We start from the raw sequence: 24,224 nt of genomic DNA, 5'->3' as shown, positions 1-24,224 counted from the left end.
TGTAGATTTATTGATTAATTATTTGGTTAAATTTTGGTTTAGAATGTGTATCCAACAGTCATGTTGAAGTTCACTCCTTTGTAGAAATCGTTTAGAAGGTTGGTTCCGTTGTTTAAGTCTAAATGGTTGTATCCTTCGTCTCCGATGTTAATTTTATATTGGCTGTTTAAAATGTTTTGTATAGCGAATTTTACATTCCAGTTTTTGTTGATTTGATTCTGATAAACGAAATCCAATTGGTGGAAAGGCAATTCATAGTAATTATCCGTTCCTGAACCTCCTGTTGCGTAGATTTTCTTTCCAGAAACGTTGTACACTAAAGAGAATGTTTTCGCAAAGTTGTCTTTGTTTTTGTATTCGTATTTCAAATCTGCGTTGATAGTGTATGGTGCAGCTCCCTGCAAACCTCTCTTCTTAAGGTCTTTCAAGTCTACCCAATACGGACGCTCCATGTCAAGCTGCTTGTCGCTTCTCTTCACATCGGTGTGCATAATGGTTGCATTGGCTCCTAACGAGAATCGATCTAGAGATTCCGAAAGTCTTCCCAATCCGATATTTCCTTCAAGCTCGATACCGTAAACATCAGCACTTGTTGCGTTGAAGAACGTAATGGTTGTTCCTGTTGCGTTTGCAGATGCTGTTAATGATCTTTCAATAGCGTTTTCAATTTTCTTGTAGAAAAGGTTCGCTGCGAAGAATTCTTTTTTAGATCCGAAATATTCCCATTTCAAATCGAAGTTGTAGTTATCACTCGTTTTGATATTTGGGTTACCGATTACCGATACGTTATCTGGGCTGATGTATTCAATAGGAAGCGTCTCAATCAAAATCGGTCTTGTAACCGTTTTACTGAAAGCGAAACGTAAATTGTTTCTATCTCCTAATGCTTTCTTAACCGAGATTGATGGTAAGAATTCGTTTCTTGTTTTATCTAAATTCTCTTTTTTATCGGCACTTAATTGTGAGTAACGAATTAAGGTCATATCGGTTTCGTAACGCGCTCCCAATAAGATGTCCCAAGATTCTGTCGGTTTCAAGTTTACGGTTGCGTAACCTGCGTTCACCATTTGATAGAAACTTGAGTAGAACTGAGAAGCGTCTGATCCTTCTTGGAAGAACAATAAACCGTTAGAAATCGCTTGATCAAAAGCAGTTTGAGGCTTATCGATGTTAATGATGTGCGAATCGTTAGACGCGGTTGTTTTTCTTCCGAAGATGAAACGGTAGCTCGTCTTTCTGAAATCTGCAAAACCATTGTATCCAACATTGATTTGTACAGGATATTCTTTTTTGTCGCCTTTGTTTCCTAAAGAAAGTTGATATTCAGCGAAAGCTGATCCGTAGAAACGAGAATCAACATCAAGATACTGACGGATTAAGTTGTTTCCACCGTATGTCATGTTCATTGAACCTGCAGGAAGTGCGTGTCCATTAGCATCCGTTAAGTTTCCGTCCATGATTTTACGATCGGGCTGACTGTAATTGTTGATCACGTAACTTGCTCCCGCTTTAATTTGATTTCGATCATCAATTTTTTGAGATCCCAATAATTGCAAATCCAAGAATCTTGAAATATCCAATTGGTTGGTTCTGAAAAATCCTGATGTGTTGTTTACTTCTTGGTTTTTGTACCCGAAGTTATCTGAGATTGTGTTTTGCGCGTTTTGCAAATAGATGGCATTTAAGAGTAAATTCGTTCCTAAACGTTTGTAGTTTAATCCTAATAATGCCGCCGATTCTGTTTCGTATTCGTATTCTTTACGATTTAGCTTGTTCAAATAAACCGTTCCTTGCTCGCCCAAACTTCTGTATTGGTTGTTGTTGCCTTCTTGATAGTTGTATTTCGAAGATTGGTTTAGGGAAAACATAATTCCTAACGTACTTTGTTCTCCAGTTCTGATTCTTTGAGCCGTTGTAAATCCTAAACTTGTGTTAGGTAGCGATTTTACATTGTCTACATTCCAAGAATCTTTGAAAGCGTTTAACGATTCTTCGGTTGTAAATTTATGGTTCGTTGGTCTTTTTCCACGAACTAAAGAAGGAAGTCTTCTGTCTTCTGAATTCAAACCTAAATATCCGTCAAATCCTGAAGCTCCTTCAGCAATTTTAAATTGATTTCTGAATGTTGATAGCGTATTAACACCGATCCCGAATTCTACTTTAGAGAACGCTTTATCTATCGTTAATGTTTCAATATCAAAGGTTGCTCCTGCAAAATCTCCGTAAAGATTGGAGTTGAAGGTTTTATAAATGTTCAGTTTTCCAACAACATCCGTTGGGAACTGCTTCAATGCGATAATTTTTTGGAACGGGTTGTTCGATGGCGATCCCAATCCGTTAATTAAAAGGTAGTTGTAACGCTCTTCCAATCCTCTTACGAAAAGTCCACGTCCTTCAACCGTTGTAATTCCGGTAACTTTCGTTAAACCTTGCTCAACGTTCGAGATTCCTTTTCTAGAAATTTCTTCCGCACTTACAGCCTGTTTTTGGATGATGGCTTTCTTTTGTTCAACAAGAACTGCAGCTTCTGTTTTTTTGTTATTACTTGCTTTTACCGTAACGCCTTCTAGTGACGTTTCCTTTCTAATAGTGTCTTGTTTCGCTTGTTGGGCGGTTACACTTACACCCGCAAGAAACAATACTGCAATACTTAGTTTATAGACTTTCATTCTTTTTATTACTTTTTCTTCGGTGCAAAGGAATAGATTAAAGTGAGGTGTGTTGTTTTCTAAAATCTTAACTTTACGTTACCATTCCTTTAACAGAAATAGGGAAATATTAATTTTATGTGAATTGTGAAAACCTCTTGATTTCGAGTGACCTTTTTGCCTAAATTTGAAAGTTCTACAATAAATTAAAAAGTAAAAATGAGTGCAAAAAAAATCCTTTTAATAGATGATGAGCATGATATTTTGGAAATCCTTTCGTACAATTTAGAAAAAGAAGGGTACCAAGTATATACGGCTGATAATGGAGTAAAAGGAATTGAAAAAGCCAGAGAAATTCATCCAGACCTAATTCTTTTGGATGTGATGATGCCTGAAAAAGATGGTATCGAAACCTGCCAAGATCTTCGTAAAATAAAAGAGTTACAAAGAACGTTAATCGTTTTTTTATCGGCTCGTGGCGAGGAGTTTTCTCAACTTGCCGGATACCAAGCTGGCGCAAACGATTACGTAGTTAAAGTAATCAAACCAAAAATTCTGATTTCAAAAATCAATGCTTTATTAAAGCTGAATGCCCAAATAGAAGATACATCCAAAGTATTAGAAATTGGCGATATGGTTATTGATAAAGATAATTTTCGCGTTTCTAAAAGCGGAAAATTTATGCCGCTTCCCAAAAAAGAGTTCGATCTTTTATATCTATTGGCTTCGAATACGGAGAAAGTTTTCAAAAGAGAAGAGATCTTGGAGAAAGTTTGGGGAAACGACGTGGTCGTAGGCGAGAGAACGATTGATGTTCATATCCGTCGTTTGCGCGAAAAATTAGGCGACGATTCTATACAAACTCTTAAAGGTATCGGTTACAAATTAGTTGTGTAACTTTGTTGCATGAGATTTAGCCGACTTTCATTTCTTACCGCATCCTTAATGACAATCGCTATTGTAGTGATTGTAATTTTGTTTGATGACGCTCGTAATAATGTGAGTCAGTTTGAGTTCAATCTCACGTATTTACTCATCATTACTACGGTTCTTATTTTTATTGTCACCTTTTTCGGGATTGAAACTTTGTTTTCGGTGTACGGAAAAAGGCAATTAAAAAAAATGGCGGAAAATATTCCCGAAGTAGGTTTTCAAGTGGAAGATTTGATGGGTTTCAAGGAATTGAGCGAGAAAATTTCCGACATCAAAAAAGAAAGCGAATCCGAATTGGATTTACTTAAAGAAATGGAAGTTTTCCGAAAAGAATATGTAGGAAACATTTCCCACGAGCTTAAAACACCGCTTTTTTCCATTCAAGGCTATGTAGAAACGTTATTGGATGGCGCTTCCGAAAATCCGGTCATTCTAGGGAAATATTTGGATAGAATAGGTATTTCTGTGGAACGATTGATTAATATTGTCAATGATTTGGACATGATTAATCAGTTCGAAGCGGATGAAATTAAACTTAACATTACAACATTTGATTTAAATTCATTGATTCGCGAAGTCTTTGATTTATTGGAGATTGAAGCTCAAAAGAAAGGTGCAATTTTAAAATTAGTTCCAGCGTTACCACAAATCTTTGTTGAAGCCGATAAACAGAAAATTTCCCAAGTTTTAATTAATTTGGTTTCCAATGCAATTCATTATTCCAATCGACAAGAAGCAACGATAAAAATTACGACCGCCTATCTGAAAAATAAGGTGATGGTGGAAGTTGCCGACAATGGAATGGGAATAAAACCAGACGCTTTGCCGAGGATTTTTGAACGTTTTTATCGTGTCGAAACCAGTAGAAATAGAAAAGATGGTGGTTCTGGTTTGGGATTAGCTATTGTAAAGCATATTTTAGAGGGTCACGGCGAGACAATTACCGTTGCTAGTGAGTATTTGGAAGGGACGAAATTTAACTTCTTATTGAAAAAAGCACAAGAGATCCCGAAGCCGGGAATTTAAAAAAATCTTTTTTGTAAAAAAATATTCAATTAATTTTTTGTCATTTTTCAATTATCATATCTTTGCATCAGTTCAATTGAATAAAGAAAAGAGAGAAAAAAATGGTTTATAAAATTCGCGTAATTTTAGATGCTAAAGAGGATGTTTTCAGAGACATCGAGATCAAAGGAAAACAAACCTTGTGGAATCTTCACTTGGGAATTAAAAGTGCCTTTAGCCTGCAGGGAGAAGAGTTGTCTGCGTTCAACCTTTTGGAAGAAGACGGAACGGTTGTAAAATCAGTTCCTTTGGAAGACATGAGTGATGACGGAGATGGTGAAATTATGTCTGATATTTATATCGACGAAGCTTTTGAAACAACGGGTGACAAAGCTCAATTTCAGTATGGTTTATTAGATTTATGGGAATTTTACTGTGAGTTGGTGGATACTACCGAGGAAAAACCTGCTGTAAATTATCCAATTACAGCTTTCCGTTTCGGAAACGCGCCTTTGAAAGCGCCAGGGAAAAATGGCGGTGCCGCTTCAGGAAAAGGAAAAAAATCAGCAATGCCTTTAATGGATGATGATTTTAACTTTGATGACGATTTTGGTAACGAAAGTTTCGATGACGAAGATGATGATTCTTTTGATGACGAAGAAGAAGTAGGATACGAAGATGATAACTTCGAAGACGATCGCGAAGAAGATTAAGATTCTACTTACATCATAAAAAATAGATGAAAGAGCCTGAGAATAACTCAGGCTTTTTTAGTATTTTTGGCTCACAATCCCCAAAATTAGTATATGAAAAAGTTAGTTGTAATGGCAATCATCGGTATGGGACTGCTGTCCTGTGCCACTCAAAAATCTAAGAATACGATGGAATCACCCGATCAGTGGAAACATAACACGAATATTTACGAAGTTAATTTAAGACAATACACGCAAGAAGGTACTTTCAATGCATTTGCAAAAGACCTTCCGCGCTTGAAAAAAATGGGAGTGAAAACCCTTTGGTTTATGCCAATCACTCCAATCGCTCAAAAAAATAAAAAAGGAAGTTTAGGAAGCCAATACGCGGCGGCAGATTATACATCGATCAATCCAGAATTTGGGACGATGGATGATTTCAAACGTTTGGTGAAAGAAGCGCACAGACAAGGTTTCAAAGTAATTATTGACTGGGTGGCGAACCATACCGGTTGGGATCATGTTTGGACGAAAACACATCCTGAATACTATTTAATGGATCCAAAAACCAACGATTTTCAAATCGCATCAGGAATGGATGATATTATTGAATTGGATTACTCGAAGCCTGCAACGCGTAAAGCCATGATTGAGGCAATGAAGTTTTGGGTTCGCGAAACAAATATCGACGGATTCCGTTGCGATCTTGCTAGTTGGGTAGAAGTGGATTTCTGGGAAGAAGCAAAACCTGAAGTTGAAAAAGTAAAACCTCTTTTCTGGTTAGGTGAATACGATGAATTGGATACGCCAGAATACGGTCGTGTTTTCGATGCGAGTTATTCATGGACGTGGATGCACAAAACCAAAGACTATTACGATAATAAAGTTTCTTTGGATGATTTGAAGGCTCTGTTGCACAAATATTCGGCTTTAGGAGACAAAACGCAACGTGCTTGGTTTACATCAAACCACGATGAAAACACATGGAACGGAACCGAATATGAGAAATACGGCGTTATTGCAAAGCCTTTAGCGGTTTTCTCAGCAACTTGGAACGGAGTTCCTTTGCTATATTCGGGTCAAGAATTGCCGAACAAAAAACGTTTAGAATTCTTTGAAAAAGACGTGATCGAATGGAATGGTTCGTTTGAAATGGCTGATTTTTATAAGACGTTACTTCAATTAAAATCAACAGTTCCCGCTTTGAGAGGTGGTGATGCAAGCGTTTCTACTCATATTTTAAATACATCAGCAAACGATAAAATTTTTGCATACAAACGTAAAAATGGAAACTCGGAAGTGCTTGTTGTTTTGAATATGTCCAAAGACCCTGTGAAGTTTTCTCTAGAAGATGCTCAGGCATCAGGAAGTTTTAAGGAAGCATTTACGCAAACGACAAGAAATTTTGATTCGGATAAAAATTTTGATTTCAAAGTTTCGGATTACGCCGTTTTTGTAAAATAAATAACGGTAAAATAAATAATGAAGAACGGATTTTTTCCGTTCTTTGTTATTTCTATGAATAAAGAAATCGTAATACAGCAAATTCAGAAACTCACCAAAGAGAAAGTTGAAGGTTTACAAAAGCTTATTGACGAAATGCGTAGTTCCAACAACGATACCAAATCTTCGATGGGAGACAAATACGAAACGGGACGCGAAATGCTTCAGCAAGAAATTAATCAATTGCAAGGTCAGCTCAACCAAGCATTGGAGCTTCAACGCATTGCAGATAAACTTTCTATTCAACCTTCCGAAAGTATTGAATCATCTGCTTTAGCCAATACCAATAAAGGATTTTTCTTTTTCGGAATTTCATTAGGAAAAATGGAATTGGATGGAAAAACGTTGATGTGTATTTCTATGGATGCGCCTTTAGCAAAGATTTTAGCAGGAAAAAGTATAGGAAATTCTATCACTTTCAACGGAATGAGTTTTCAACTAATTGATATTTTCTAATTCGTTCATTTTTTTGGTTTTTCTATTTTACTGCATCAGTCTTTTTTTATACATTTGAGTTCACGAATTTTTATACATCTCCATGCAGAATTACCACGAACTTTTACAGCATATTTTAGATAACGGAACCGACAAAACGGACCGCACAGGAACTGGAACACGCAGTGTTTTTGGCTACCAATTGCGTTATGATTTGTCTAAAGGTTTTCCTTTAGTGACGACTAAAAAAGTGCATTTAAAATCCATCGTTTACGAGCTATTGTGGTTTTTGAAAGGCGATACGAATATTCAATATTTGAAAGATAACGGCGTTTCTATTTGGGACGAATGGGCAGATGAAAATGGAGATTTAGGGCCTGTATATGGTGCGCAGTGGAGAAGTTGGAAAGGAGCGGACAATAAAGTGGTCGATCAGTTTTCGGAGGTGATTGAGCAAATCAAAAAAAATCCAGATTCTAGAAGATTAATCGTTTCTGCTTGGAACGCTGCTGAAATTCCAAATATGGCACTAGCCCCTTGTCATGCGATGTTTCAGTTTTATGTGGCCAATGGAAAATTGTCATTGCAATTGTATCAACGAAGTGCGGATGTCTTTTTAGGGGTTCCGTTCAATATTGCCAGTTATGCATTGTTGTTGATGATGGTAGCGCAAGTTTGTGACCTTGAAGTGGGCGATTATGTGCATAGTTTTGGTGATGTTCATATTTACAACAACCATTTCGAACAAGTGAAAAAACAGTTGGCACGAGAACCGAAAGCGCTTCCAACCATGAAAATCAATCCAGAAATTAAAGATATTTTCGATTTTGATTTTGATGATTTTACGTTAGAAAATTACGATCCATATCCAGGAATTAAAGCGCCTGTAGCGATTTAATAAGCAATGCCGGTGTATCTACTGGCATTTTTTTATAGATTAATTTAGTTAAAACTCATGAATAAAATTTTTACTGCTGCATTATTTCTTGCTGCGATATCGATACCTACTTTTTTTCAAGCGCAAACGGAAACTTCCAATAGAGAAGGTGTTTACAGAGCAAGTCACACCAAGTGGACGGACTTGAAACACACCAAATTGAAAGTGAATTTTGACTTTGATAAAGAGCAAATGAATGGTGAAGAATGGCTTACGGCAAGTCCGTATTTTTATCCAAGTGATTCGTTGGTTTTGAATGCGAAGTCAATGCTCATTCACGAAGTTGCTTTAGATAAAGGAGGTTCAAAACAACCTTTGAAGTACGAGTATCAAAAGGATATTTTAAAAATTAATTTAGATAAAACGTATAGCCGAAATCAAGAGTATACGATTTACATAAAATATACGGCAAGACCTAATGAAGTGAAACAGGAGGGAAGTGCGGCGATTAACGATGCTAAAGGTTTGTATTTTGTGAATGCGAAGAAGCAAGATCCAGAAAAACCCGTTCAGATTTGGACGCAAGGTGAGACAGAATCTTCTTCGGCTTGGTTTCCAACGATTGACAAGCCAAATCAGAAAACCACTCAGGAAATTTACATGACAGTTCCTGATGAGTATGTGACTTTGTCGAACGGACTTTTAAAGGAATCTAAAAAAGAAAATAATGGACAACGCACTGATCATTGGGTGATGAATAAAAAACATGCTCCGTACTTATTTTTCATGGGCGTGGGCGAATATGCGGTTGTGAAAGACCAATGGAATGGAATTCCTGTTGATTACTATGTTGAAAAGGCGTACGAGCCTTACGCAAAAGGAATTTTCGGGAATACGCCAGCAATGATGGATTTCTATTCTAAAAAATTGAATTATCCGTATCCATGGGCGAAATATTCACAAATGACGGCTCGAGAATACGTTTCGGGAGCGATGGAAAATACTACGGCGACTTTGCATGATGATTCTGCGCAACAAACGGCAGAAGATTTGAAAGACGAAAACAAATGGGAAGCAACAATTGCACATGAACTTTTTCACCATTGGTTTGGAGATTTAGTTACCGCAGAAAGTTGGAGTAATTTAACGGTTAATGAATCGTTTGCTAATTATTCGGAGTATTTGTGGTTTGAACATCAATACGGAAAAGACGATGCTGAATATCATAAATTAACAGATATTGGCCGCTATTTGCATGATCCAGAAGATTATAGTAAACATTTAGTTCGCTTTAATTATGCGTCTCGAGAAGATGTTTTTGATTTGGTGAGCTATAATAAAGGGGGAAGTATTCTCCATATGTTGCGAAATTATCTGGGTGACGAAGCTTTTTTTGGCGGTATGACGGAGTATTTGAAATCGAACGAATATGGAACGGGAGAGGCTCATCAGATTCGTCTTGCGATGGAAAAAATTTCTGGTAAAGACCTGAATTGGTTTTTTAATCAATGGTATTTTAGCAACGGTCACCCGAAAATTAGTTATACAAGCCATTTCGAACCAGTTAAAAAAGAAGTTACGATTTCAATCAATCAAAATCAAACCCCTTTGTTTGAATTTCCGTTGACGTTAGATGTTTTCGAAAATGGAAAAGCAAGTCGTAAAATGGTTTGGGTAAATGCAAAATCCAAAAATAACTTCACATTTCCAGCCACAAAAAATCCAGAATTTGTTAATTTGAATCCGGATGGAGTTTTGGTAGCGGACATTACGCAATCGAAAACGGCAGAGAATTATTTAGCACAATATCAAAATACCAAAGAGTTTTACGGACGTTATCAAGCAGTTAGTGCGGTAGTTGATATGGGCCAAAAGAATGATGTAGCCATAAAAACGTTAGTCGCTGCCTTGAAAGATCCGTATTTCCGAGTTCGTGAAAAAGCAATTAGTGGTTTAGATTTGTCTAATTCATCGGTTGCAAAGCAAGCTTTATCCGAAGTGGAGAAACTAGCAACGCAAGATCCGAAGACTTTAGTTCAAGCCGCGGCATTGATGGCGTTAGGAAAATTAAACCAACCTAAATATTTAGTTGTATTTGAAAATGCGATGAAAACACCTTCTACAGCAGTGAAAGGAGCAGCTTTGGCGGGAATCGCAAGTTTAGAGCCTTCGAAAGTTGCTACCTATTCTAATCAAGTTGATTTGAGTAATGCTTCAGAAGATATCATGAATGTTTTACTTCCAATTATTGTAAAAAACAAATTAGAAAAGCATATGCCAGCGATAGCTTCCGTTGCGGCTTTTTATCCTTTTGTGAAATTTCAAAATCCAACTTTAGGCGCTTCAGCCGAAGAAGGGTATCAATGGATAATGAGTTCGGATAATGCTAAAGCAACGGAAAAGTTGATTAAAATTATGGGGCAAGTGAAAGGGGAATTAGAGTCGAATCCGCAAGCAAAAATGATGATGCTTCAAGTTTTGAAAGACGGTCTCAATCGTAAAATGCAAGTTTTGAAAGCGAACCCAACGAATCCTTTAGTTAAAAAACAAATTGATTCTTTAAACAAAACCATCGAGTCTTACTCGAAGTAAAATCAAGATAATTGAAAATGCACTTGCTATAAAGTAGGTGTATTTTTTTGATAATTTATGTGATGAAAGGGCAGTTTAAAAAGGATGTTTTCCTAAATTCGCATTAAAATTATAGGAAAATGAAATTTGGTATTGAAGCAGCAAGCTATTATGTTCCCTCACTTTATTTAGAAATTCAAGATTTGGCAGCGCAACGAAATATTGAAGCCGCAAAATTGGAAAAAGGTTTGGGATTGCATAAAATGGCTTTTCCTGATGTGCACGAAGATGCTGCAACTTTTGCAGCCGAAGCTTTGTTAAAATTAATCAACGATTATAACATAAACCCAAAGGAAATTGCAAGAATTTATTTGGGAACCGAAAGTGCTTTGGATGCGGCAAAACCAACGGCAACGTATGCCATGCAAATGGTGGAAGGTGTTTTAGAAAGTCAATACGGAGCACGTGTTTTTAAAAATTGCGATGTTGTAGATCTTACTTTTGCATGTGTTGGAGCAGTAGACGCGTTTCAAAATTGTTTGGATTTTGTTCGTGCTAATCCAGATAAAAAGGCGGTTGTTATCGCTTCCGATTATGCTAAATATGAATTGGCTTCTTCCGGAGAATATACGCAAGGTGGCGGTGCAGTTGCTGTTTTAGTGTCTTCAAATCCAAAATTGATGGAAATTGATTCCGTTTTTGGAGTGGCTACCGAAAGTGTTTTTGATTTTTTCAAACCTCGAAGAACAGCTTCAAAATCAGATTTAGCTAATGCTGGTGAGAATATGCCAGATACGATTGAAATCTTCACCGATGAACCTGTTTTTGATGGGCAATATTCCAATCAGTGTTACCAAGATCGTATTCGCGAAGCCTATCAACATTATGTTGAACAAACTGGAAAAGAAAAGCCTTACGAAAATTGGCGATATTTAATTTTCCACTTACCATACGCATTTCATGGAAAAAGAGTTTTTACCGAGCTTTATAGTTTAGAGAATCAGTTACCATATTCTAATGCGGATGAGCAAAAGGCTGTGGCGAAATCGGAAGCGTATATTCAATTTATCAATGAGAAAATTGAACCTTCGCAACGTGCTTCTTCTGAAATTGGGAATATGTATACAGCTTCTATTTTCATGGCTTTACTTTCGGCGTTGCAAGTGAGTTACGATGCAGGAGAAGATTTAGCTGGGCAGGAAATTGGATTTTTAGGTTATGGAAGTGGTTCTAAATCGAAGGTTTTTGTGGGTAAAGTAATTAATGAATGGAAAGACGTTGTTTCGAAATGGAATCTGTTTTCATCGCTTCAAAATCGTACAAAAATTAGTTTTGAAACCTACGAACAACTTCATAGAAAACAATTGAATTCTTCTGTAAATCCTCAATACAAAGGATTTGGATTGAAAACAATTGAAAAAGAAAATCCAGTTTCTATCGGAGCTCGTTGGTATCAATATCAATAAATAGAAAAATAAAAAAGGTTGTCTTTAAGACAACCTTTTTCTTTTACTACTGAATAGTTTCGGCCCATTCGGTTCCACTAATATCTGTTAGTTTAAGAAGATATTTTTCACCCTGATTTAAGACTAAATCTTTCGTTGGAAGTTGCAAATCCGCTTTTCCACCCAATGGAATGACCAAACTATGCTTTCCAGGTTTTACTTTGGTGACATAGTGATTATTGATTTGACTTTTATCCAATTTTGAGAGTTGTTTTCCATCCAAACTAAGAACGGAATTTCCATTCGAATCTAACAAATCAATTCCGATAAGAAATGATCCATAAACATCGGCGCCTTCAACTCGGTAAATTTGAAATTTTAATTGATTTTGATTGAGTGTTACATTTGAAATTTCCACTTTGGGCTTGACGGATTTGTTATGTAAGGTTCCATAAACGCCGCCATGAAATACTTGATTCGTGAATAATGTTAACCCTAAAATGAATAAAGAACCAACTAAAACTGGGATTTTTTCATTTTTAAATGGTAATTCACCTGAGCCAAACCAGCGAAATAATTTCGTTTTTGCGATTGGTTTTTGCTTTTGCATCAACAAATAATCGATGGAGTACGGGCCGCTTCCTGTAAAAAATAACGTGAAACCTCCAGCGACACCTAAGACGCCAATTTGCCACTCGTCCAAGCACGTTGTGCCTATCCAACCGCTTCCAAGTAGTATTCCCATCGCCAATCCGAAAACACCCATACTCATAAATCGGGTAAACAATCCGAATATTAAAAACAGTCCAACAATGGCTTCAACGATAGTGAAGACGACCATGGAAATTTGCAATTGATCTGGATTGGTGACCAAATGTTCAATAATGGGTTTTATAAAAAGAGCATTGGGGAGAAAATGGTTGAATTTTTCTCCAATATATCCCGCTTCCTCGGGAATTAGTTTATTTTCTAAGATTAAACGCCTCCAAAAGGCAGAAAAATACGTCCAGCCAATCACCATTCGAAAGGCTAATGTAAATAGACCCGCTTGTGTATTTGCGGTCTTCAATAAAGAATTTGACATGTTTTAAAATATTTTGTTCAACGAAAATGTTTTGCGAAATGAGAATTACGCAAGGCTAATTTTTAATCGTTGATACAAAATATATTTAGGAGGGCTGTTACCTCGATTTTCACTAAGGAAATACTGGGTTTTAAATTCGATTTTTTCAACAAGGTATAATCGGTTTTCACTTCCTAAATTGGGTTCAGAAAACTTTTTTTCTTGCTTTTGATGAACATCTGAATCGGAAATAGAACTTTGAACCGGTTCACTACAAATGGAAGTAGAAACGTTTGTAGTTTTTACTTTGTTGGTAGAATTGTTGTGTTCAATATTAATTTGAGAAAGCCACTGTTCTTTTACAGAACAAGGGGCAAACGAAAAAAGTGCAATAACCAACCAAATAAAATTTCGGTGAAATTGAAAAATGGGATTATGGAACTTGGTTTTTTGCATCTCGGGAGCAAAACTAGTAATTAATGTTTTCAAAAGCAAAGTGTTTCCAAAACCTTAACAAACCTTAAGATTTTCAATAATTTAATTGAGAAAACATAAAAAAAGACTAGGAAGAAAAACGGATTTTAGTTTATTTTTACAACCAGAAAATTAAATTATGGCATCAGGTATTTTTGCAGTATTAGATGATATTGCGGCTCTAATGGACGATGTTTCGGTAGCGGCAAAAGTGGCTACTAAGAAAACAGCGGGGATATTGGGAGATGATTTGGCAGTAAATGCGGAGAAAGCAACTGGTTTTTTGTCTTCGCGTGAACTTCCCGTTCTATGGGCGATTACAAAAGGTTCTTTTATTAACAAGTTGATTATCGTTCCTATTGCACTTCTGTTAAATGCATTTCTTCCTAAAGTCATTGCAATTATATTGATTTTAGGAGGCTTATTTCTTGCTTATGAAGGTGCAGAAAAAATTGTTGAGTTTCTTTTTCATAGAGAAAAGAAAGGAGAAGAGGTAATTGAGGAAGTTGAAGAAGATGGCGCAGCTGCTGAAAAGAAGAAAGTAAAATCAGCGATAACAACCGATTTTATTCTTTCCGTGGAAATTGTCATTATTGCATTAGGTTCTGTATTAAACGAGCCCATGGCAATTCAAATTCTCACCGTTTGTGTTGTTGCAATATTAGCAACTGTTGGCGTTTATGGAATTGTGGCTCTTATTGTCCGTATGGATGATGCTGGTTTTAAATTAATAAAATCGTCCAATGACAAAGGATTTTTGGCTGGAGTTGGTCACTTTTTAGTGAAAGCTTTGCCTATTATCATTAAAGCGCTAGGAATTATTGGTACCATCGCTTTATTAATGGTTTCTGGAGGGATTTTCGTTCATAACATTCATTTTTTCCACGATATGCTTCCTAGTATTCCATCTTTTGTTAAGGAATTGGGATTGGGGTTAATTGTAGGTTTACTCGTTGTGCTGATTGTTGCTTTAGTCAAAAAAGTATTAGGCTCTGCAAAAAGCCATTAAAAATAGAAAGCTCGTTTTTAACGAGCTTTTTTTATTTGGTTGAATCTTGTAAAAATTGTAGAATTTTTGAGGTCATGTACATTCGTTCATCCGGTGTCGCATCGTTATCCATTTGACTGTGATTGATTGCTGCCCAATCGATAGAGATTTTGTATTTTTTAGTTTCTTCTTCCGTTGGTAAAACGCCTTCATCTGCAGGATTATCTTGACTTCTTATTGTGTAAATTTTGGGTTTTAAAGTTCGTGGTAATGCCATTCTTCTTTGGTCTAAAGTGATCAATTTTTCTAGCAATTCGGGGTGTTGGTGAGCAAATAAAGTGGACATGTCTCCGCCGTTAGAATGTCCAATGACTATCAATTTATCAAATTTCAAATCTGGAAAATCCTTTTTCAATTGTTGAATTGCGAAGTGAATGTTTTCAGCGCCGCGCTTCCAATTCGGCATTCGAGTAACTTTAAAATCGCCCTCCATGGCTAAAAATTCATCTGTTGGAAGTTCATGTTGAATACTTGCTACAAAATAGCCTTGTTGAGCTAAAAAATCAGTTAGATAGGAATATACTAAATAGTCTCCACCTTTATTTTCGCCCCATCCATGACTGAAAATAATAGGGATTTTATTTTGCTTTTTTGAAGTGATCACAGCAACCGGAATTTCTCTTGATCGTGCCGCGTCGTAATATTCTATCTTTTGGATATTGATTACATTGTGTTTACTTGATATTTGGTTTTGACAAGAACTGACAATAAATAGAAGAGCGATTAAAAAAAGAGACTTTATTTTAAACATGCGGAAGTTTTGGTTTAAAAATACAAAATCCCAGGAACGAATCCTGGGATTTTTTTTTGGAAGGAAAATAATTTTCTTGTCGAAAATTTGTTTTCGATTCATTTACGTATTTAAAAAGTCAATTTTTGTAACTTCTTACTTAAAATCTTCGTTTTGCAAAACTAGCCATCAATAAAATAATTGAGCTAATAGAGCCTGCAATGCCTATAATTAGCGTATTGTTGTCGCTTACTCCGGATACAAAATAACTCACTGTAATCGCGATTCCTGCAATAATTCCTGCAATAGCAAATGTCCTAATAAAATTTGTAATGTCCATTTTTCTTCTTCATTTATGGGTTAAACGTTCTATTCCATACTTCTTTACATTCAGTTTTTTTTGACAAATTGAATGCGTATGATTTCTTAATTTTTTGATTCGGATAGGAGAAGGTTTAGTTTAAAAACATCGTACAAAGCCTATATTATTGACTTGTAAAAAGATACAATTATTGCTAATTTCTAAGGTTTTGATTTTGTGTTTTTTTAGATCAGAATCTCAAATCTTGAACGAATATAATACTAATTTTTGTAAAAACCTAATTTTTAGGGATTTTTGTGATTTATCTCAACTTATTTAGAGCGCAACGGGAAACCTATTGTCGAATTGCCCAAATTTTGTAATTTATTTCGATATAACTTTTCTTGTTATTTTGAAGTGTTTTCTGCGCTTTCATCTGAATTTTCCTTTGCAGGTTTCAATTCGTCAAGTTCTGGTGATGCGGAAACTCTAGACATAAAATGTACGGCTCCATCTTTTGATTTGAAAATTTTTATCGCGAAGTATATTCCTGAAAAAATACCTAAAATAGCGATGGTTATTGCAATGCCCAATCGAAATGGACTAGGATTAGAGAAATAAATTGCCGCTGCAATCCCCAGTGCGATTAATATGGGAGAAAGAGCAATGGAAATACTTGCTATAACCTCACTGATCAGTTCAAATATTTTCGTCATACTGATAAAGTTAGCTTTATTTTTTACCCGATTGTAAATTATTTTCTAGTTTTTCCTAGTTTTTCGTTTATTTCCGATTTTCTAAGTACTTTTGGTTTTCAAAAACACAAATATGAACTAATTAAAACTAGTTTAATTTGATTTATGATTTTAATAGTAGACGACAATCAATCCAATATATTTTCGCTAAAAAGGCTTTTGGAATCTCAGGATTTTCCCGTGGATACCGCAAGTTCGGGTGAAGAAGCGCTTGCAAAAGGGCTTCGCAACGATTATCAATTGATAATTTTGGATGTTCAAATGCCCGATATGGATGGTTTCGAGGTGGCAGAAACTTTTGCTGGTTATAGCAAAACCAAAGAAATTCCGATTATTTTTCTGTCCGCTGTGAACACCGACAAACGCTTTATTACAAAGGGTTACGCTTCTGGTGGAATCGATTATGTGACGAAGCCTATCGATCCTGATATTTTGATGTTGAAGGTGAAAACCTACTACAATATTCAAGGGCAAAATGCGGAGCTGAAGAAAACCAAACAAAGCCTGGAACTTGAAGTTAAAGGCCGTCGCGAAACGCAGGTCGCGATGAAATCGCAGCTCGATCATTTCCAGCAAATGTTGGAAGCGTTACCTCAGATTGCTTTTACATTGAGCAATACGGGCGAAATTGAGTTCGTTAACCGAAGATGGTTCCAATATTCGAAGTCGGATAAAACCTTTCCAGAAGTTCATCCCGATGATAAAGATTTGGTGGATGAATTTGGTCGTCAACGAGAAAACCTTCAAGCCATCGCACTTGAGGCTCGAATTAAAAATATCGAAACGGGTGAATATCGTTATCATTTGTTGAGAATGTCGCCGATTTTAGAAAATTCGGAAGCGAAAAATTGGGTGGGAACATTCACCGATATCAACGATCAAAAAAGGGTTGAGAAAGAAAAAGACGAATTTTTGAGTATCGCCAGTCACGAACTGAAAACGCCGCTAACAAGCATTAAAGCTTATGTTCAGCTTTTAGATCGCAAGTTGAAGTTAGACAAAGAAAGTCCTGAAGCCAATTACGTGACAAAAGTTCAGGATCAAATTGATAAACTGAATAATCTAATCACCGATTTGCTCGATGTTTCGAAAATAGAAAATGGAAAACTGAAGATGAATTTACAGCCAACTAATTTGGAAAATGTAATTCATAACGCCATTGAAACGATTATTCAAACCCATGACGAAAACAGCGTAAGCATCGAAAGACACGGCCAGAAACCAGATTTTTTAATGCCGTTTGATGCAATTCGTGTGGAGCAAGTTCTAATAAATTTCTTAACCAATGCCATAAAATATTCGCCGAAAAACAATAGAGTTATCGTAACCACTTCGGTGGACGAAAACGATGTTAAAATCAGTGTAACCGATTTCGGAATCGGGATTCCCGAGTACAAACAAGATGCGGTTTTCAATAAATTTTATCGTGTTGAAGAGTCTTCCCTGCAATTTCAAGGTATGGGAATTGGACTTTATATTTGTGCAGAAATCATCAAGCAACATGGCGGAAACATCGGTCTTTCCAGCATTATTGATGAAGGATCAACTTTTTATTTCACCTTACCAATAAAGTAAATTTATGGCAGGAAAAACAATCAGAAATCTACAATTTGGCGTCGGAATGTCGCTTTTGTTGCTTATTGCGACCTCAATTGCGTCGTATTTAAGCATTCAAAAACAAATGGAAAACCGCGAAAGTTTGTCCAATTCCAGACGATCCATAACCGCGATAAAAGATGTTTTGGTGGCACTTTTAGACGCTGAAACAGGAAATCGAGGCTTTCAAATAACGGGCAAAGAAGAATTTTTAGAGCCCTACAATCGTGGTTTGGAAGAGTTTCCGAAAGCGATTGCGCGTTTAAAAGATTTGGGTAACGACGATATAATCCAAAAAGACCGGGTTGACAGTCTTCAAAGCTCGGTGCAGAGTCGCATTGGCGTTTTACAAAGTATGATTGATAAAAAGCGTCAAAACATCGATGTTTCGCAGTCCGATATGCTTCGAAGCAAGACCTACATGGACAAAAGTCGCAAATTGGTGGCCGATTTTGTGAAGCATGAAGAAGATGTTTTAGAACTTAAAAATGTCGATCTTAAGGAATCGGCGTTAATCACCAAAATTTTCCTTTTATTTTCGTCGCTTGGAGCGATTGGGATTACGGCTTTTCTTTATTTTAAACTTCGAAATGACATTCTCCGTCGTGATAAATTAGAAAAAGCATTGGTCGCAAAAGATGAGCAAATGACGGCGCGTGTTTCGGCGATTCAAAAGATTGCAAACGGTGTTGCCAAAGGCGATTACAGCTTACGAATTGACGACTCTGAGTCCGATAATTTGGGTGAATTAGTTGATTCTTTGAATCACATGACCGATTCCTTGAAAACGTCTTTTGATACCATTAATAAAAGCGATTGGCGACAAAAAGGTTTGGCGGTTCTCAACGAATCTTTGGTCGGGAATAAATCCGTCAAAGAGATTACTGCAAAGGCTTTGACGCATTTGGTGGAGTACGGAAATTGCATCAGTGGCGCACTTTATTTATTGAATGATGATGTGCTAAAACTTGAAAGTTCGTACGGTTTAGAAAGCACTATGAAAAACCATTTTAATCAAGGTGAAGGCATGGTTGGGCAAGTTTTTGTGCAGAAAAAACCTCGTGTTTACAATGATATTTTAGAGAAAGATGTGGTGGCAAGTTTTGCGAGTAGCAAATTGCATATCAACGGAATTTTGTTGGTTCCAATTATGGTTGGGCGACAAGCTGTCGGAATTATTGAATTAAATTCTGGTAATAATTTCCAAGAAGATGATGTTGATTTCTTTGCAGAAAGTTGCCGAATTCTTGGGATTGCATTAAGTGCGGCAAGAGGTCGCGAAAAAGAGCAAAAATTATTGGAAGAAACTCAGGCGCAGTCGGAGGAATTGCAAGTTCAGCATTCGGAATTAGAGAATTTGAACACCGAATTGGAAGCTCAAACCCAGAAATTGCAAGCTTCCGAAGAAGAATTGCGCGTTCAACAGGAAGAATTAATGCAAACCAATGCTGAATTGGAAGAGCGTTCGAAATTGTTGGAGGAGAAAAATCATTTAATTGCAGAACGTAATATTGAAATTCAGAAAAAAGCGGAAGAATTGGCTTTGAGCACGAAATACAAGTCTGAATTTTTGGCGAATATGTCCCACGAATTGCGTACACCGTTAAATTCAATTTTACTACTTTCTCGTTTGATGGCGGAAGATCCAGACGATAATTTAACGGAAGATCAAATTGAATCTGCAAAAGTGATTCAAAGTTCGGGAAGCAGTTTGTTGACGTTAATTGACGAGATTTTAGATTTAGCAAAAATCGAATCTGGTAAAATGAATTTGGAATATCAACACGTTCCAATCGACGATGTAGTAAAGGATTTGCGCAGTTTGTTCAATCCAATAATGCAAGAAAAAGGTTTGGATTTCAATATTAATATCGATTCAGATTTAAGTCAAACCATCGAAACCGATAGGCTTCGTGTCGATCAGGTTTTGAGGAATTTAATGTCAAACGCCCTCAAATTCACGTCTAAAGGCAGCATTAGTTTAAATATTAAAAAAGATCCTGCACAAAAAGGATTTGTTATTTTCTCCGTAAAAGATACTGGAATTGGGATTCCAGAAGACAAGCAACGCATTATTTTCGAGGCGTTTCAACAAGCGGATGGCTCAACCAGACGTAAGTTTGGCGGGACTGGACTTGGGCTTTCCATCAGTCGCGAAATCGCGAAATTATTGGGCGGCGAACTTCAGTTGACTTCAAAAGTGGATGAAGGTTCGGAGTTTAGTTTGGTGATTCCAATGACGTCAAATTTGAAGGTGGAATACGTGAATAAGGAACAAGATTTAATTGAAACCATTCAAGAAGACGTTCAAGAGATCAAAGAAATTATAGAGTTTGAGGACGACGAATTGCCCGCTCCAATCGAGATTTTGGGCATTCCAGAAGACGTTCCCGACGATCGAGATTCCATTGTAAAAGACGATAAAGTGATTTTGATTGTTGAAGACGACGTTAATTTCGCAAAAGCTTTGGTGAAATATGCGCATACTCAAAATTACAAAGCAATAGCGATGGTTCGTGGCGATTACGCACTTCCTGCCGCGTTGAAATACCGTCCGTCAGCGATTTTATTGGATGTTCAACTTCCTGTAAAAGACGGTTGGCAAGTGATGGACGAATTGAAAGGAAATCTTCAAACCAAGCATATTCCGGTGCACATGATGTCGTCACTTCACGTGAAAAAGGAAAGTTTGATGAAAGGTGCGATCGATTTCATCAACAAACCGATGGCGTTGGAACAAATGGCGGATGTTTTCAAAAAAATTGAAGAAGCTTTAAGCAAAACCCTTCAAAAAGTGCTTATTGTAGAGGAAAACGCGAAGCATGCAACGGCGCTTTCGTATTTTTTAAGCAACTTTAATATTTCGGCTTCGGTGGAAGACAAAGCGGAAGATTGCGTGTCGGCTTTCATCGATCAGAACGTGGATTGCGTGATTCTAAATGTTGAAAATTCGCGTGGTGAGGAATATTCAATTATTGAAACCATAAAAAGCCATGAAGGTTTAGAAAATCTACCGATTATTATCTTTATTGATCGTAGTTTATCGAAATCTGAGGAGTTGAAAATCAAGCAATACGCCGATTCTATTGTCGTGAAAACAGCTCATTCTTACCAAAGAATTTTGGACGAAGTTGGTTTGTTTTTACATTTAGTAGAAGAAAAAAACAGCACCGAAGAAAACAGAAAGAACTCGACGCTTGGCTCGTTGACAGAAGTTTTGAGTGGTAAAAAAATCTTAATTACCGATGATGATGTTCGCAACATTTTCTCGCTAACCAAGGTTTTAGAAAAATATAAAGTGGAAGTTGTTTTGGCGATGGACGGTAAGCAAGCCCTAGAACAAATGGCTGCAAATCCTGATATTGACGTGGTTTTAATGGATATGATGATGCCCGAAATGGACGGCTACGAAACCATCCGCGAAATCCGAAAACAACCAAAATACATGCGACTTCCGGTGATTGCTATTACGGCAAAATCCATGATTGGCGAACGTGAAAAATGTATTGAAGCTGGCGCTTCCGATTATATTTCGAAGCCTGTGGATACCGACCAATTGTTATCGTTACTCCGCGTTTGGATGTACGAAAGTTAATTTGCTTTAGAATTATGAATAAGAAAGTGCTCATCGTGGACGACGATCCACGCAACATATTTGCTCTAAAATTGACTTTAAAATCAAGAGGTTTTCAATTGGAAAGTTCAACTTCGGCGCAAGAAGCCATCCAAATGTTGAAGTCTCAAAACGATTTTGATGTCGTGTTGATGGACATGATGATGCCCGAAATGGACGGCTATGAAGCCAAGAAAATCATCAGAAAATCGGAGGATATTAAGCAAATTCCGATTATCGCGGTAACGGCTCAAGCAATGCCCGAAGATAAGCAAAAATGTTTGGATGCAGGTGCGCAAGATTACGTGTCGAAGCCGATAAATGTTGATGTTTTGATGAACGCCATGGAAAAACTATTTTGATGTTAGAACCGAGTATTGTAAAAGATGAAGAGGTTGAATATCTGATAAAAGATGTCCACGAATTGTATGGTTACGACTTTTCGCAGTACAGTCGTGCCTCGTTCAAACGTCGTATTAATCGCATTTGTTTAATCGATCGGTTTACGAGTTACGCCGAATTGCGTTACACGGTGATGAATGATCCCGAATATTTGAAACGTTTTGTGGAAGAAATCACCGTAAATGTCACCGAAATGTTTCGTGATCCCAGTTTTTTCAAGGCTTTGCGTGAAGATATTTTGCCGCAATTAGGAACGTATCCGCTGATTCGGATTTGGGTTGCAGGTTGTTCAACTGGCGAAGAAGCCTATTCCATCGCTATTTTGTTGAAGGAAGCAGGTTTGTATCATAAATGTTTGATTTACGGAACCGACATCAATCCATCGGTTTTGGAAAAAGCCAGAGCTGGCGTTTTCCCCATTCAGCAAATGAAATTGTACACCGAAAATTATATCCTTTCAGGTGGAAAAAAAGAGTTTTCCGATTATTACACGGCGAATTACGACAGCGTACGATTTGATTCAAGTTTAAAGGAAAAACTGATTTTATCGACACATAATTTGGTTTCAGATTCGTCTTTTAATAGCTTTCAATTGATTATTTGTCGCAATGTTTTGATTTATTTTGATAAGACTTTGCAGGAGCGCGTTTTCAAATTATTTGATGAAAGTTTGGAGAATTTGGGCTATTTGGCGTTGGGTTCCAAAGAAACTTTAAGGTTTTCTAATTTGGATAAAAACTACCACCAAGTGGATGATCAAAAGATCTGGAAAAAAGTGGAACATCATTAAGTTTTTAAACTTATATAAAAGTCTGTCATTTTGAATGAAACGAAGTGAAATGAAAAATCTCTTATTCTGAGATTTCTCCTTCGTCGAAATGACAACATGAAAATAAAAAATGAACAACAAAAAGACAGAAATCGTAGTTATAGGTGGCTCTGCAGGAAGTTTGCAGGTCATTCTCGACATGATTAAATCTTTGGATTCTGATCTTGGATTTCCGATTATCATTGTTGTTCATCGAAAAGCACAAGCAACCAACGTTTTGCCGTATTTGTTGCAACAATTTTTAGAAATGGAAGTCCTAGAAATTGAAGATAAAACGGAAATCGAAATTAATAAAATGTACGTTGTTCCGGGCGATTATCACATGCTTTTTGAATCTAAAAATAGAGTATCTTTGGATGCCTCAGAAAAGGTGAATTATTCGCGTCCGTCGATTGATGTAACTTTTAAATCGGTTGCAGAACAATTTGGGAAAAATGCAGTCGCGATTTTACTTTCTGGTGCGAATGCCGATGGTGTCGAAGGTTTAGAATATATTAAGCGAAACGGCGGTGAAGTTTGGATTCAGAATCCAGAGACTGCAGAAGTAGATTATATGCCGAAACATGCGATGGCGCAAGTGGATTATGATTATGTTTTTGATCCGAAAGACTTGGCTGTAAAAATTAATAGGTTGAAGAACTAAAAACAAAGAACGTCCTTTCGAGTGATTTTGGAGCGAAGCGAAGAAAAATGTATCGAGAAATTTGATGTGAAAAATAAATTCACGATACAAATTTTGTTCAGAATTTTACTCGAATTGACGCATTGTACAACAAGAAATATTATTGAAAATAAAGAAAATGAGTAAGAAAAAAATACTAATTTTTGACGATGATGCCATTATTTTGGAGGTGGTGAGCATCATTTTTGAAGATGCAGGTTACGAGGTGAAAATCTCAGAAACCTCACACGATATCATCGAAAAAGTAGCGGAATTTCAACCCAACGTCATCCTTATGGACAACTGGATCCCGAATATCGGTGGTGTAGAAGCAACCAAACTTTTGAAATCCCATGACGAATTTAAATCGATTCCCGTTATTTACGTCACCGCCAACAACGACATTTCTGCGCTAGCCAAAGAAGCACAAGCGGATGATTATGTTGCAAAACCATTTGATTTAATCGTTCTTGAGGAAAAAGTTGCGGAATATCTTCCGTAAAATAAATTAACCTATTTAAGGAAAAAAAGCTTAGAAAATGAAAAGCGTTTTCTAAGCTTTTTTTATTTAGAAATATGTTTGGTAAAAGATAATTTATCTATATTTTTGAAAAAAATGTTCTATTATTTTTAAAATTAATAC

21 protein-coding genes are annotated in these 24,224 nt (G+C 36.6%); 15 read left to right on the top strand and 6 right to left on the bottom strand.

What is annotated here, in order from left to right; genetic code table 11:
* Nucleotides 1–38 precede the first annotated feature (38 nt).
* Nucleotides 39–2,669, bottom strand: a complete 2,631-nt coding sequence (locus AC5XHR_RS11525) for an outer membrane beta-barrel protein (protein ID WP_495950944.1) — start codon at nucleotides 2,667–2,669, stop codon at nucleotides 39–41.
* A 198-nt stretch (nucleotides 2,670–2,867) separates the two neighbouring features.
* On the opposite strand from AC5XHR_RS11525, the gene AC5XHR_RS11520 reads away from it, so the two are divergent.
* From AC5XHR_RS11520 to AC5XHR_RS11485, 8 genes are all read left to right on the top strand, one after another.
* On the top strand, nucleotides 2,868–3,545 hold the full coding sequence (locus AC5XHR_RS11520; RefSeq protein WP_495950943.1) for a response regulator transcription factor: 678 nt from the start codon (nucleotides 2,868–2,870) through the stop codon (nucleotides 3,543–3,545).
* A 9-nt stretch (nucleotides 3,546–3,554) separates the two neighbouring features.
* Complete coding sequence (locus AC5XHR_RS11515) at nucleotides 3,555–4,607, top strand: sensor histidine kinase (RefSeq protein WP_495950942.1); 1,053 nt, start codon at nucleotides 3,555–3,557, stop codon at nucleotides 4,605–4,607.
* 101 nt (nucleotides 4,608–4,708) lie between these two features.
* Complete coding sequence (locus AC5XHR_RS11510) at nucleotides 4,709–5,299, top strand: IS1096 element passenger TnpR family protein (protein ID WP_495950941.1); 591 nt, start codon at nucleotides 4,709–4,711, stop codon at nucleotides 5,297–5,299.
* Nucleotides 5,300–5,392: 93 nt separating this feature from the next.
* The gene (locus AC5XHR_RS11505; RefSeq protein WP_495950940.1) at nucleotides 5,393–6,742 is read left to right on the top strand and encodes an alpha-amylase family glycosyl hydrolase; all 1,350 of its coding nucleotides are present in this window, start codon (nucleotides 5,393–5,395) and stop codon (nucleotides 6,740–6,742) included.
* 18 nt (nucleotides 6,743–6,760) lie between these two features.
* Complete coding sequence (locus AC5XHR_RS11500) at nucleotides 6,761–7,237, top strand: hypothetical protein (RefSeq protein ID WP_495950939.1); 477 nt, start codon at nucleotides 6,761–6,763, stop codon at nucleotides 7,235–7,237.
* An 82-nt stretch (nucleotides 7,238–7,319) separates the two neighbouring features.
* Entirely contained in the window at nucleotides 7,320–8,114 is a 795-nt protein-coding gene (locus tag AC5XHR_RS11495; RefSeq protein ID WP_495950938.1) for a thymidylate synthase, read from the top strand.
* 57 nt (nucleotides 8,115–8,171) lie between these two features.
* On the top strand, nucleotides 8,172–10,685 hold the full coding sequence (locus AC5XHR_RS11490; RefSeq protein ID WP_495950937.1) for a M1 family aminopeptidase: 2,514 nt from the start codon (nucleotides 8,172–8,174) through the stop codon (nucleotides 10,683–10,685).
* Between the two features lie 119 nt (nucleotides 10,686–10,804).
* Nucleotides 10,805–12,130 (top strand): hydroxymethylglutaryl-CoA synthase family protein, encoded by a 1,326-nt coding sequence (locus AC5XHR_RS11485; RefSeq protein ID WP_495950936.1) that lies wholly within the window; start codon nucleotides 10,805–10,807, stop codon nucleotides 12,128–12,130.
* A 46-nt stretch (nucleotides 12,131–12,176) separates the two neighbouring features.
* Here the strand turns inward: AC5XHR_RS11485 and AC5XHR_RS11480 are convergent, their stop codons facing one another.
* Nucleotides 12,177–13,193 carry a TQO small subunit DoxD gene (locus tag AC5XHR_RS11480; protein WP_495950935.1) on the bottom strand — a complete coding sequence of 339 codons (1,017 nt, stop codon included), beginning with the start codon at nucleotides 13,191–13,193 and terminating at the stop codon, nucleotides 12,177–12,179.
* Nucleotides 13,194–13,238: 45 nt separating this feature from the next.
* Nucleotides 13,239–13,661 (bottom strand): hypothetical protein, encoded by a 423-nt coding sequence (locus AC5XHR_RS11475; RefSeq protein WP_495950934.1) that lies wholly within the window; start codon nucleotides 13,659–13,661, stop codon nucleotides 13,239–13,241.
* A gap of 124 nt (nucleotides 13,662–13,785) precedes the next feature.
* Here AC5XHR_RS11475 and AC5XHR_RS11470 point away from each other — a divergent pair, with 124 nt between their 5' ends.
* Nucleotides 13,786–14,655 carry a DUF808 domain-containing protein gene (locus AC5XHR_RS11470; RefSeq protein WP_495950933.1) on the top strand — a complete coding sequence of 290 codons (870 nt, stop codon included), beginning with the start codon at nucleotides 13,786–13,788 and terminating at the stop codon, nucleotides 14,653–14,655.
* A 31-nt stretch (nucleotides 14,656–14,686) separates the two neighbouring features.
* Here AC5XHR_RS11470 and AC5XHR_RS11465 read toward each other — a convergent pair whose 3' ends face one another.
* From AC5XHR_RS11465 to AC5XHR_RS11455, 3 genes are all read right to left on the bottom strand, one after another.
* Nucleotides 14,687–15,445 carry an alpha/beta hydrolase gene (locus tag AC5XHR_RS11465; protein WP_495950932.1) on the bottom strand — a complete coding sequence of 253 codons (759 nt, stop codon included), beginning with the start codon at nucleotides 15,443–15,445 and terminating at the stop codon, nucleotides 14,687–14,689.
* Nucleotides 15,446–15,584: 139 nt separating this feature from the next.
* Nucleotides 15,585–15,764 (bottom strand): hypothetical protein, encoded by a 180-nt coding sequence (locus AC5XHR_RS11460; RefSeq protein ID WP_495950931.1) that lies wholly within the window; start codon nucleotides 15,762–15,764, stop codon nucleotides 15,585–15,587.
* Between the two features lie 368 nt (nucleotides 15,765–16,132).
* The gene (locus AC5XHR_RS11455) at nucleotides 16,133–16,441 is read right to left on the bottom strand and encodes a hypothetical protein (RefSeq protein WP_495950930.1); all 309 of its coding nucleotides are present in this window, start codon (nucleotides 16,439–16,441) and stop codon (nucleotides 16,133–16,135) included.
* A gap of 144 nt (nucleotides 16,442–16,585) precedes the next feature.
* On the opposite strand from AC5XHR_RS11455, the gene AC5XHR_RS11450 reads away from it, so the two are divergent.
* From AC5XHR_RS11450 to AC5XHR_RS11425, 6 genes are all read left to right on the top strand, one after another.
* A complete protein-coding gene (locus AC5XHR_RS11450) occupies nucleotides 16,586–18,055 on the top strand; it encodes a sensor histidine kinase (RefSeq protein ID WP_495950929.1) in 1,470 nt (489 codons plus the stop codon).
* Between the two features lie 4 nt (nucleotides 18,056–18,059).
* The gene (locus AC5XHR_RS11445; RefSeq protein WP_495950928.1) at nucleotides 18,060–21,671 is read left to right on the top strand and encodes a response regulator; all 3,612 of its coding nucleotides are present in this window, start codon (nucleotides 18,060–18,062) and stop codon (nucleotides 21,669–21,671) included.
* A gap of 14 nt (nucleotides 21,672–21,685) precedes the next feature.
* Nucleotides 21,686–22,051, top strand: a complete 366-nt coding sequence (locus AC5XHR_RS11440) for a response regulator (RefSeq protein ID WP_495950927.1) — start codon at nucleotides 21,686–21,688, stop codon at nucleotides 22,049–22,051.
* Nucleotides 22,051–22,881 (top strand): CheR family methyltransferase, encoded by an 831-nt coding sequence (locus AC5XHR_RS11435; RefSeq protein WP_495950926.1) that lies wholly within the window; start codon nucleotides 22,051–22,053, stop codon nucleotides 22,879–22,881. Before AC5XHR_RS11440 ends, AC5XHR_RS11435 begins: the two co-directional genes overlap by 1 nt.
* A 109-nt stretch (nucleotides 22,882–22,990) precedes the next feature.
* Nucleotides 22,991–23,563: a chemotaxis protein CheB gene (locus AC5XHR_RS11430; RefSeq protein WP_495950925.1), complete on the top strand. Its 573-nt coding sequence runs from the start codon at nucleotides 22,991–22,993 to the stop codon at nucleotides 23,561–23,563.
* A gap of 157 nt (nucleotides 23,564–23,720) precedes the next feature.
* Entirely contained in the window at nucleotides 23,721–24,083 is a 363-nt protein-coding gene (locus AC5XHR_RS11425; protein ID WP_495950924.1) for a response regulator, read from the top strand.
* The last annotated feature ends 141 nt before the right edge of the window (nucleotides 24,084–24,224 follow it).

The sequence above is a fragment of the Kaistella sp. CFF1-2 genome (genome assembly GCF_059509915.1).
The sequence above is the reverse complement of the archived record's forward strand: the minus strand, read 5'-3'. Positions and strand labels throughout refer to the sequence as shown.

Coding starts and splice junctions, on each gene's coding strand:
- AC5XHR_RS11510 (WP_495950941.1), top strand. CDS start 4,709: ATGGTTTATAAAATTCGCGTAATTTTAGATGCTAAAGAGGATGTTTTC.
- AC5XHR_RS11435 (WP_495950926.1), top strand. CDS start 22,051: ATGTTAGAACCGAGTATTGTAAAAGATGAAGAGGTTGAATATCTGATA.
- AC5XHR_RS11430 (WP_495950925.1), top strand. CDS start 22,991: ATGAACAACAAAAAGACAGAAATCGTAGTTATAGGTGGCTCTGCAGGA.
- AC5XHR_RS11445 (WP_495950928.1), top strand. CDS start 18,060: ATGGCAGGAAAAACAATCAGAAATCTACAATTTGGCGTCGGAATGTCG.
- AC5XHR_RS11505 (WP_495950940.1), top strand. CDS start 5,393: ATGAAAAAGTTAGTTGTAATGGCAATCATCGGTATGGGACTGCTGTCC.
- AC5XHR_RS11500 (WP_495950939.1), top strand. CDS start 6,761: ATGAAGAACGGATTTTTTCCGTTCTTTGTTATTTCTATGAATAAAGAA.
- AC5XHR_RS11525 (WP_495950944.1), bottom strand. CDS start 2,669: ATGAAAGTCTATAAACTAAGTATTGCAGTATTGTTTCTTGCGGGTGTA.
- AC5XHR_RS11465 (WP_495950932.1), bottom strand. CDS start 15,445: ATGTTTAAAATAAAGTCTCTTTTTTTAATCGCTCTTCTATTTATTGTC.
- AC5XHR_RS11520 (WP_495950943.1), top strand. CDS start 2,868: ATGAGTGCAAAAAAAATCCTTTTAATAGATGATGAGCATGATATTTTG.
- AC5XHR_RS11485 (WP_495950936.1), top strand. CDS start 10,805: ATGAAATTTGGTATTGAAGCAGCAAGCTATTATGTTCCCTCACTTTAT.
- AC5XHR_RS11470 (WP_495950933.1), top strand. CDS start 13,786: ATGGCATCAGGTATTTTTGCAGTATTAGATGATATTGCGGCTCTAATG.
- AC5XHR_RS11455 (WP_495950930.1), bottom strand. CDS start 16,441: ATGACGAAAATATTTGAACTGATCAGTGAGGTTATAGCAAGTATTTCC.
- AC5XHR_RS11515 (WP_495950942.1), top strand. CDS start 3,555: ATGAGATTTAGCCGACTTTCATTTCTTACCGCATCCTTAATGACAATC.
- AC5XHR_RS11490 (WP_495950937.1), top strand. CDS start 8,172: ATGAATAAAATTTTTACTGCTGCATTATTTCTTGCTGCGATATCGATA.
- AC5XHR_RS11495 (WP_495950938.1), top strand. CDS start 7,320: ATGCAGAATTACCACGAACTTTTACAGCATATTTTAGATAACGGAACC.
- AC5XHR_RS11425 (WP_495950924.1), top strand. CDS start 23,721: ATGAGTAAGAAAAAAATACTAATTTTTGACGATGATGCCATTATTTTG.
- AC5XHR_RS11460 (WP_495950931.1), bottom strand. CDS start 15,764: ATGGACATTACAAATTTTATTAGGACATTTGCTATTGCAGGAATTATT.
- AC5XHR_RS11480 (WP_495950935.1), bottom strand. CDS start 13,193: ATGTCAAATTCTTTATTGAAGACCGCAAATACACAAGCGGGTCTATTT.
- AC5XHR_RS11440 (WP_495950927.1), top strand. CDS start 21,686: ATGAATAAGAAAGTGCTCATCGTGGACGACGATCCACGCAACATATTT.
- AC5XHR_RS11450 (WP_495950929.1), top strand. CDS start 16,586: ATGATTTTAATAGTAGACGACAATCAATCCAATATATTTTCGCTAAAA.